The organism is Paenibacillus sp. CECT 9249 (assembly GCF_918697855.1).
In the GTDB taxonomy this organism is placed as follows: domain Bacteria; phylum Bacillota; class Bacilli; order Paenibacillales; family Paenibacillaceae; genus MSJ-34.
Genome location: NZ_CAKKLI010000055.1, coordinates 21,099 through 31,041 on the forward strand (window position 1 = coordinate 21,099; position 9,943 = coordinate 31,041).

The 9,943-nt window shown below is 53.1% G+C and carries 6 protein-coding genes; 2 read left to right on the top strand and 4 right to left on the bottom strand.

Annotated features, from left to right (window positions below; genetic code table 11):
* Positions 1-25 precede the first annotated feature (25 nt).
* The 4 genes from LQ229_RS23770 to LQ229_RS23785 all read right to left on the bottom strand — a co-directional run bounded on the left by LQ229_RS23770 (position 26) and on the right by LQ229_RS23785 (position 2,670).
* Positions 26-1,210, bottom strand: a complete 1,185-nt coding sequence (locus LQ229_RS23770) for an anti-sigma factor (protein WP_230193087.1) — start codon at positions 1,208-1,210, stop codon at positions 26-28.
* The gene (locus LQ229_RS23775; RefSeq protein WP_230193088.1) at positions 1,207-1,707 is read right to left on the bottom strand and encodes a sigma-70 family RNA polymerase sigma factor; all 501 of its coding nucleotides are present in this window, start codon (positions 1,705-1,707) and stop codon (positions 1,207-1,209) included. The genes LQ229_RS23770 and LQ229_RS23775 overlap by 4 nt, the downstream gene beginning before the upstream one ends.
* Before the next feature lie 141 nt (positions 1,708-1,848).
* Positions 1,849-2,370 carry a DinB family protein gene (locus LQ229_RS23780; protein WP_216537022.1) on the bottom strand — a complete coding sequence of 174 codons (522 nt, stop codon included), beginning with the start codon at positions 2,368-2,370 and terminating at the stop codon, positions 1,849-1,851.
* Positions 2,371-2,436: 66 nt separating this feature from the next.
* Entirely contained in the window at positions 2,437-2,670 is a 234-nt protein-coding gene (locus LQ229_RS23785) for a WYL domain-containing protein (protein WP_230193089.1), read from the bottom strand.
* Between the two features lie 463 nt (positions 2,671-3,133).
* Here LQ229_RS23785 and LQ229_RS23790 point away from each other — a divergent pair, with 463 nt between their 5' ends.
* Together LQ229_RS23790 and LQ229_RS23795 are read left to right on the top strand one after the other, a co-directional pair.
* Positions 3,134-8,761, top strand: a complete 5,628-nt coding sequence (locus LQ229_RS23790) for an immunoglobulin-like domain-containing protein (RefSeq protein ID WP_230193090.1) — start codon at positions 3,134-3,136, stop codon at positions 8,759-8,761.
* A gap of 59 nt (positions 8,762-8,820) precedes the next feature.
* Positions 8,821-9,681: an S-layer homology domain-containing protein gene (locus LQ229_RS23795; RefSeq protein WP_230193091.1), complete on the top strand. Its 861-nt coding sequence runs from the start codon at positions 8,821-8,823 to the stop codon at positions 9,679-9,681.
* The last annotated feature ends 262 nt before the right edge of the window (positions 9,682-9,943 follow it).

Below are 9,943 nucleotides of genomic sequence, written 5' to 3' on the forward strand. Positions count from 1 at the left end.
TCTCCGTTCAAAGAAGGAGCGACGGTTAACGGTCGCTCCAGTTCCATAACCGCACTTCGCCCAGGCGAATCGCGGCAATCCAGTCTTCGCGCTGCAGCTTTAATAGTTCTTTGGTCGGGCCGGTAACAGCTACCCCATACAGCTTGACTCCATTTTCCTCGAGATAGGGAATCCGCTCATCCAATTTCAGGTCAAACGCCGCATGATTCGCAATCCTTTTATACTTCTGCAGCAAGTACAGCGTCTTCATAAAATTTTCTTCCCGGATGGTTCCGTCAAGCGAGTCGACCGGAGGAGCGGAATAGCCCCTTGTGACAACTTTCCCCAATATTCCGCGTTTCTCTACCGTCTCATCCGTCATCTTCCAGTCGTCATGATGCCACATCGGATAATAGGGAAAACCTATCGGACCCAATGATCCGGAATCTTCTCCGGTGTATACGGCAAACCATACTGGGGACATATTTTTATCCTCGAACAGCTTCAGAAGCTCCCCGGTCGAATAAAATCGGTCCAATGAAAAAAAGGCTTCCGCCACCGTACCTTCAGGCAGCTTGTCGAGGGTCGCCCATTCGGCCGCAGGCTCCATGTTCCTTTTCTTCTCCCCCGGCGGTTGAGCCTGATCAGGGTAAATAAAAACGTAATTTTGCGGTTCCGTTTCCGTACGCCATATGATATCTTTGCCGCGCGGCAGGCCCAAGAACATATTCATGGAAAAATCGCCGATATTGATGCGGGCATCGCCGATTTGTTTATTCAGTTGGCCTTTGTAATCGACGTTGTAATAAGCATTTGTATGAGAACTTAAATTGACGGAAATATTCGGTTGGGTAACGGCAATGGCCGAACGGATGATGTCCCGATACAGTTCCATCCTGTTCGGAGTACCCGTACTGAAAAACAAGGCGGTAACGACCGAGCTGACAATCGAAAAGACGATAAAAATCGCCAGCGCCATGAACGCATTGCCGATTCTTGCCCGCCACTTCCCTTTCCGAATAATCTTTCTTTCTCTTCGGGCCGCTTGGGGATCGCTCCGGTCTTGCGGAGGTTCTTGTCCGGCCAGCCGTTTTTCTTCTCCCATGACCTCGTCCAAATAAGCTTGATAGGCTTCCATCTTCTCAAGCTCTCTTTCCACTTCTGCCTTTTCCTCGTCTGAAAGCTTGCCCTCGGCATACTCTTTCAGCTGCCGTTTAAAACGTTCGGTCAATCGACATCATTCCTTTCCCGATTTTGCCGCAGTTTTTGCCTCGCCCGGAACAGCAATATTTTAAAATGGGACAAACTGATCTCCATCACGTCGGCGGCTTCTTTATAGGACAGCTGATGAAAATCGTACAGCAGTAAAGCTTGCTTTTGATTGTCGGGCAGGCCGGCAATCGTCCGTTCCATGCCGTCCCAGTATTCCTGCCGCATCAACTCCGTTTCCGGGGTGTTGCCATCGGCAAGCTGTTCGAAAAAATCCGTTTCTTTCGCATCGCTTCGTTTTTCTCTTCTCTTGAAATCAATAAATGCGTGATAAGCTACCTTAAAAAGCCATGGTTTGATTTTCTCTTCCCGGCACTGTTCCAAAAATAAGTACGCCCGGTAAAATGTTTCCTGAACCAATTCCTCAGCTATATGATGGTCGCAGGAAAGGGAGAGCAAATAACGGTATACGTCTTTCATGTATTGCTGATATATCGCATCCAACGAATTTCGTTCCATTGACTCCCCCCTTCACCCTATACACGTTTTATTTCGGCAAAAGTTACAGCCCCTTGGGCAATGATGAAAAAAAAGAGCGAATTTAGCGGAAATTGACCACTAGCCTCGCTCTTTTTACTGAAATCTTTTAACTGTTGTCGGTTAAAATCGCTCCCCATTGCGGATTTCAAACAAATAGAAGGCATAATCCGTCGGAACGCCGGCGTGGCCCAACTGGCGCAGCATCGCCGTAATATTGCCGCGGTGATACGTTCCGTGATTGACGACATGCTGAATAATTTCCGAAGGACGGGTATCCAGCGACCCATATTTGGGATGATGAATAGTCATGGCCTCGTCCAAATTCGGATGTCCCGACAGGAAAGATTGATACCGCTCCCCTATAGCCGCGTACAGCTTCTCGGTCTCCTCTAGTCCGATGTCCTTCGATTCCTCCGTCCAACGGGCGATCTTCGGAAAGATCTCATTATTTTCTTCACCGGAAACGACCGCAAACCACAAGTTGTCGGTAATATAAATATGAGCGAGCACCTGGGAAACGGTAGGGAAGACGCTTTGAATTTCCATATCGCAAATATTTCTCGGAAGCTCTTTCAGGCGATCGATCACCTTTTGGTTCGCCCAAACGTGATAACGATACAATTCCAATGCATGATGTTTCATCTGATGCAGTCCTCCTTTAATTGTTTTCCTTGTTCAATCATAAGGCAGCCCCCCTGACAAAGCCTGTCAGTGAAGCTGCGACTCCGTTTCGTAGAAGATGGCCAGTTTTCTAGCCGTTTCAGCCATTAACTTTCTAATTCTTTCCGGCTCCAGCACGCGGATTCTCGTTCCGAATGTCATCAAGTACATTGGAATGTATTTTTCCAAGGTGGGGGCGTCAATAGCAAATTGTACTTCCCGATCGAAGCGTTCTTTCAAGTAATCCATTTTCCCTAACGGAGGCCTCCCTATGTCCATCATTATATTTGCCGTTGTTATCTCATGCTTTCACATTAACCAATTGGCGGCTTTTTGTACACACTTTCGCGCGGGAGAGTTGGATTTTATCAATAGCAAACAAAATTACATGTTCTGTTCGAAATTGTTGTTACTTGCCCCGACCGGATTATCATTCGCAAAAGATCCGTTAAAATCTTGCAGGATGTGCATGGAAAAGTACATGTTCCCATTGTGAGTAGGTATGATATAACAGCTATTGAGCTTTAAAAAAACGCTTTCAGGGGGAAGGCCGCTGGCGAATCGCGGTATCGGCGATGAGAGGAGGCGTGTATTCAAAGGCTAGTCGAAAATGGATCGGATCACTGACACCCGGAAAAGCTGAATCCGGCCATCGGACGAAGTTATTTTTGACAGCGGTTTCAATATGTGCCATGTACCGCTAAGGCCGACGGCTGTAAGTTTGCATCAAAAGGAGGATGTACGAATGAGCAGAAAGCATACCGCCAGAAACAGGATATGCTCTATCGCAATGGCCGCTTTGCTGTTGTTTGGTTTGTTTCCCGCATTCGGTCTGCCAACCGCATTCGCCGATAGCGCGAATACCGTCTATGCGGCCGCCTATATGGGGGCGAAGACAACGGCAGGAACGACTTTGCCTGACAATCTGGAAGTTGACGGCCAGAGCGCGCCTGTAACCTGGCATATCGGCGAGGACACCTTTGCCGTGCCTTACGAAACCGTGACGGTCACCGGTACGGCGGGAGGCAGGGCGGTCGTTGCCAATGTGGAAGTTATTCCGCCCGCGGGCAATCCTTTGGTTTACTTCGTGGATAGCGGTAGAGGCGGCGATTCCGTAGGCAACGGCCCAACTGCCTCGCCGCTGTATGAAGCGGTCAAAGAGCTGACCGGCGAACATTTGCTCAACCAAACGCCGGATCAGAAGTTTATTGGCGGAACGAACGACTGGGGGTTCGACGATTCCGTACACAAGGTGAAAAACTCCAAAGACGGGGGGCATACGGACCCGGCTGCCGACCCATCGATATGGGTTGTAGGGCTGCGAGCCGCCAATGACCATATCATTTATCAATTAAAAGCTCTTGAAGCCGGAACCTACACGCTCAGCAGCGGTTTCCACGATTGGTACGGCAACCGCTCGCGCGTCATACGGCCCGGCATCGAGTATCAGGATCTAGGCGGCGGTACGCAGACCGTCTATCTTGACCAGTTCAATACCAATGCGACCCGGTTCATTTCGAGCGAATTTACGATTCCCGAGGACATTGACACGAGCGTTCCCATGACGTTGACCTACGCTTACGTGTCCGGCGAAAAACCGATCTTGAGCTGGTTCGCCATTGCCGAGGGCGGGATCAAAGGCATGATCGAAGACGCCCGGCAGAACGCAGCGTCCATGGTCAAGATTTTGCTGGACGGCAACGATATTAAAGCCGACAATGTCAACGGCCTGACGTTCAAAGGGTTCGGCGTGCTGAGCGCCAACAGCACCAGCGCGCTGTTGATGGATTATAAGGCAGAGCATCCCGAGGCTTACGCGGAATTGCTGCAGATTCTATTCGGCGGAGAAAATCCCATCATGACGCATGTGAAAATCGAGATGGGCAACGACCGCAACAACTCCACCGGTCCGGATCCGGCCACGATGCGTACGGCCGACGAAGAGGCCAACGTGACCCGGCATCCCGGGTTCCAGCTTGCGGCCGACGCCAAGGCAGTGAACCCGAATCTCAAAGTGAGCATTCTGCGCTGGAGCGCTCCCGCTTGGGCGGACAGCAACGAAAAAATTTACACTTGGTATAAAAACACCATCCTGGCCGCTTATCGCGAGTACGGCTATATGGTCGATTACGTCAATCCCCATATTAACGAGCATGCGCCGGATTTGACGTGGACGAAACAATACGCCGAGCGGGTCAGAACGGATAACGAAGGCTTTGCGAACGAAGAAGAGAAAGCGCTTTATCATCGCATCGAGGTTGTCATTTCCGATGAAGTCGGGATCGGCTCCTTCGGCGGGAGCATGGTGAGCGACGCTTCCCTGCGGGACGCGGTGGCGGTCGCCGCCTACCATTACAACACCGATGACGACAGTGCGGGCAATTTCAAACGGCTCGCGGAGCAATTCGACATTGAGGTTTGGAACAGCGAGGCGCAGGCTACTTTCAGCAACTCGTCCTTCCGTCCCAACAACAACATGAAGGATCCTGCAGTGGCGGGCACCGGCATAGGCGGTACAGGCAGCTCGCTGGAGATGGGCAATACTATTATCAAAGGGTTTGTCAATTCCCGCCGGACGCATTTTGTTTATCAGCCGGCCATTGGCTCCTTCTACGAAGGCGGGCAATATTCCTTCAAAGAATTGGTCAGCGCGCGCGATCCGTGGTCGGGCTGGATTCATTATGATGCAGGCCTTCTCGTACTGCGGCATTTCAGTTGGTTTGCGAAGGCCGGTTGGGAGAACGACAATAATAACGAGGGGATCTGGAGAGCGGTTCCGCAAGCCAGCTATACCGGCGCGACAGGCACGAATCCCGTCAGCGGACGCAACGGCACCCCGAGCTACATGACGCTGGCGGCTCCGGACAAAAGCGACTTTTCGACTGTTATCGTGAATGACAGCGAATATGAACGAATTTACAAGCTCCAGGCGGTGAATATGGGCTACACGGGCACTCCTTCCCTGGAAGTATGGGAAACTCGCGCGGCCGACGAGGGAGAAGCCTTCAACAGCAATTATATGAAGTTTCTCGGAAAGATATCGGCCGATGGCGGGGGCGTTTACACCGTGCGCGTCAAACCTTATTCGATTGTGACCGTTACGACATTGGAAAATAACGGGGACGATGCATATCATATACCGCTCCCCGTTGAGGGCGAGCGCACGGTGCTTGACACTGATGCGACAGGGTCGGTTCAAAATACCGAGGATCGTATGTTGTATGCAGACGATTTTGACTATTCCGACAAAACGGTTCCCGTGATCGGCGAAGGCGGCCAAATTACGGGGGAACAGAGCTATATCGAATCACGCGGCGGTTCTAAAGGCGCAATGCCCCGTTACACTCACGATCGCAACGGCGCGTTCGAAGCATATCTGGACGAGCAGACCGGAAACTACGTTCTGCGCCAGCAGTTGGATCGCGGGCTTATGGGCCTTGGCGGTACGTGGAACAACGGCGAGCCCGTCACGGCGATCAGCGACTATCGGTGGACCAACTATAAGGCCAGCGTAGACGTTTCGTTCGAAACGAACAATACGCAAGGCGGCGCAAATTACGCCGCGATTGGCGCCCGATATCAGGGCGGCGGCAGCTCCCATACGATCAACGGCACGCCTTATGTACTGAAATTTTGGTTCGACGGCGGCTGGCAGCTGCTGGTCGATGGCCGTTCCGTGGCGAACGGCAATGTCGCGAGCGGTTCCGGCGGCGCAAAGATCGACGGTTTTGACGCCGCTTACAACGCATGGCATAACATTTCCGTTCAAGTTGCGGGCAACCAAGTGACAGCCTACTTGGACGGGGTGGAGCTTGCCTCCTATACCGATCCGAATCCCAAGTTGTCCGGCCGGGTGGATCTTGGCAGCGGCTACTATCACGTTCGTTTTGACAATTTGCTGGTTGAAACGGTGGAAGGCTACGCGCCGTACTATTCCGAGGCGCTTGACGATCTTGAGATGCACGATCTGGCTTCCGTCCCCGCGCCTAAGCTGATTTACAGCGGTTCGTGGGCGCATGACAACGGCAAGGGCATGTTCCATTATCAACGCTCCCTTTCTACAAGCCAAGGCGCTGATGCTGCGCTGGAATACACGTTTGTAGGCACCGGACTGGATATTCTGGGCCCCAACGACGGTTCGGCGAAGCTGGAGGTGACGGTGGACGGGCAGATCGTAGCGGCTTCAGCCATTACGACGGCCTCCAAGGAATTGTACCAAACCTTTACGCTTCGCGGGCTTGCATATGGCGAGCATACCGTTCGGATCAAGGTGTTAAGCGGCACCTTGGTTGTGGACGCCGTGGCGGTTGTTTCCGGCGAAGTGAAAGGTACGCCCGATACGGCTGCTCTCCAAGAGGCGGCAGCAGAGGCGCAAGGCATCGACAAGCTGGACGAATTCCGCGACAGCGACTGGCAGCTTTTTGAAGCCGCGCGGAACGCTGCCCAGAAAGCTCTGGATCATCCTGCTTCCTACCGATTGGATCAAGAGGGGGTCGAACAGCTCGCGGCGCGCCTTGTCTTTGCCAAGAACCAGTTGTTTACGGGCGATATACGGGAGCTTAGCTCGCCTCATTATGCCGCCGTCTACGTCGGCGGGGCGCCAAATCTCCCCGAGAAAGTGGAGGCGACGCATGAAGACGGATCGAAATCGTTCGTGACCGTCAATTGGAATTTGGACGGCGTCCGTTTCGACACCGCCTATGAAACGGTAACCGTAACAGGCACTTACGGAAGCCTTGAAACCGTTTGTTATGTGGAAGTCGTACCTGAGGACATCCTGTATTTCGTGGATCTTAACGCTACGGCAAACGGCCTGACGCCCGGACATACGGCGGGCAACACATTGGGCTACGATTCGCCCGCATACACCGCTGTCGAGGCGCTTGCAGCTTCGGCCGGCAAGCCGCTTCTCAACGATGCCCCGGACCGGATTTACGATACGGCCAACGGTTGGGGCCATAGCGGTTACAACGCTAGCGGCACGCCGTCCATATCGTACAAAGGGATTTCAAGCGGCCCGTACAGCAAGCAAACCACGACGGGGATCTATACCGCCAATCAGATCGGCGCGGCCCTTACTTATACGTTTGACAATTTGCCTGCCGGCGAGCATATGCTAACTCTCGGCACTTACAGTTGGTGCCCTGATTATTCCCGCACCGAAGAAGTGTACCTTGAGTACGGCAATCAAAGCGTGCTTGTGGGCACCGTTACGCTCGACAACAATTCGTTCGACGCAGTAGAAGGGTATACCTTCTCCATGGCGGAAGCCGGACCATTGACACTGAAGCTGAAGGCAGTGCAAAGCAACCAGTCGCCGATGCTGTCCTTTGTGGGAATTGCGCCGGTCAAGAGCCCGGAAGCGGATACGACGAAGCCGGTCATTACCTTGCTTGGCGAGCCGGTTGTCCATTTGCCTGTCGGCGCGGACTACACGGATGCGGGGGCGACGGCACTTGACGATCGGGACGGCGACATTACGGACCGCATCGTGACTACGGTAACTAGCAGCGCATACGGACTTACGGCAATCGATACATCGATTCCGGACGTTTACACGGTCCATTACAACGTAAGCGATGCTGCGGGCAATGCGGCCGACGAGGCGACAAGAACGGTCATCGTTTCGGAGGACGTCGAAGCCGATGTGACGAAGCCGGTCATTACCTTGTTAGGCGAACCGGTAGTTCACCTGGCCGTTGGCGCTGACTACACGGATGCGGGGGCGACGGCGATCGACGATCGGGACGGCGACCTTACGGATCGCATCGTGACCACGGTGACCAGCAGCGCATACGGACTAACGGCAATCGATACATCGATTCCGGACGTTTACACGGTCCATTATAATGTGAGCGATGCTGCGGGCAATGCGGCCGACGAAGTGACAAGAACGGTCATCGTATCGGAAGACGTTGAAACGGATGTGACGAAGCCGGTCATTAGCTTGTTGGGCGAACCGGTTGTTCGCTTGCCCGTCGGCGCAAGCTACACGGATGCAGGGGCAACGGCGATGGACGATCGTGACGGCGACATTACGGATCGCATCGCGATTACGGTGACCAGCAGCGTAAATGGCGAAACAAAGCTCAATACAGCGAAAGCGGGAACGTACACGTTCCACTACAATGTAAGCGACGCAGCGGGCAATGCGGCTGACGAGGTAACAAGAACGGTAATCGTATACAACAAGGATCGCGACGACACGGCAACGACTTCGTCGTCGAGTACGCAGGCAGCACCATCGGAGCCTAAGAGTCCGGCGAAGCCCGAGATCCCATCGACGACCCTGGTGCTTGACGCAGACGATTTGCGAGACGCAGTCGATGGCACGGTGATCGTCCGTATTTCGGAGAATCAAGCGAATCTCTGAAGACCATCCAAGCCGCTGTACCGGGAGATGAGGCCGAAGAGGCGCAGATTCATTTCTCGATGCGGCTCGTTCCGAAGGAAGAAGCCGCCCGGATTGTTGGCAACTCTGCTGCCCATCGTACGGCTCATTTGACGACGGCAAGCGATATGTATGATTTTAACATGCAAGCCGTTGGTGCGGACGGAGCTTCCGTACCGGTAACAACCTTTGCCGAGCCATTAACGATTGCGTTTCAAGTCGATCCGAATGCCGATCCCGATCTGTTGGGCATTTACTATATTGCGGAAGACGGATCCCTTAAGTACGTGGGCGGAACGTTGGCGGACGGCATCATAACTGCGAAGATTCATCTTTTAGGGAAATATACGGTTCTGGAATATAACAAAACGTTTGCCGATGTAGGAGAGAGCCACTGGGCGATGGAAGCCATTAAAAAACTGGCGGCAAAACACATCATCGAAGGGGTCGACGCGACTCGTTTCGATCCGCAAGGGAATGTAACGCGAGCGCAATTCGCAGCGATGCTGGCACGCGCGTTGGGGTTAACCGCCGCAGGCAGCATGACGTTTACAGACGTGGATCCCGATGCATGGTATGTCGAAGCGATCGCGAAGGCAAGCAGCGCCGGAATCGTGCTTGGACGCGATTCGAGCACATTTGCGCCGAATGCCGTCATAACCCGGGAAGAAATGGCCGTTATGATCGTGCGTGCGTATAAGTATTTGCACGGCGCAGAGGCAGCCGCGGCAAATTCAAGCTCGTTTAGCGATACCGATCGAATTCAAGCTTGGGCTCGGGACGCTGTGGGAGCCGCGCAGGCATGGGAGCTCATTCGAGGACGCGGGAATAACCTGTTTGCCCCGAAAGAGACAATGACGCGAGCGGAAAGCGCACAAGTGATTTCGAATCTTCTGGATTAGGCAAAGCTGATTTGCGTAGGCGAGTCGGCGCCAGACATGGCGCTGGTTCGCCTTTCTTTTACCCCAATAGTCCGAGTTGCCTCTGCAACCCTGAAGCAAGTTTATTCGAAATTCATACACAAATCGCGATTTGAGGGTCAAGTCCATTATTGTGTGTAAAATGATCCTCGTTGAGATTGTGCTAGCCAATCCGAACTACTTTTGAATCACCTTTTTTCCTGGTCTTGCGCCATTCGAGGAACTCTGCCATATCGAAATATTT

Bases quoted from the DNA above. Each gene is read 5' to 3' on its own strand.
- LQ229_RS23790 (WP_230193090.1), top strand. From the start codon at position 3,134: ATGAGCAGAAAGCATACCGCCAGAAACAGGATATGCTCTATCGCAATG.
- LQ229_RS23780 (WP_216537022.1), bottom strand. From the start codon at position 2,370: ATGAAACATCATGCATTGGAATTGTATCGTTATCACGTTTGGGCGAAC.
- LQ229_RS23795 (WP_230193091.1), top strand. From the start codon at position 8,821: ATGCGGCTCGTTCCGAAGGAAGAAGCCGCCCGGATTGTTGGCAACTCT.
- LQ229_RS23775 (WP_230193088.1), bottom strand. From the start codon at position 1,707: ATGGAACGAAATTCGTTGGATGCGATATATCAGCAATACATGAAAGAC.
- LQ229_RS23785 (WP_230193089.1), bottom strand. From the start codon at position 2,670: ATGATGGACATAGGGAGGCCTCCGTTAGGGAAAATGGATTACTTGAAA.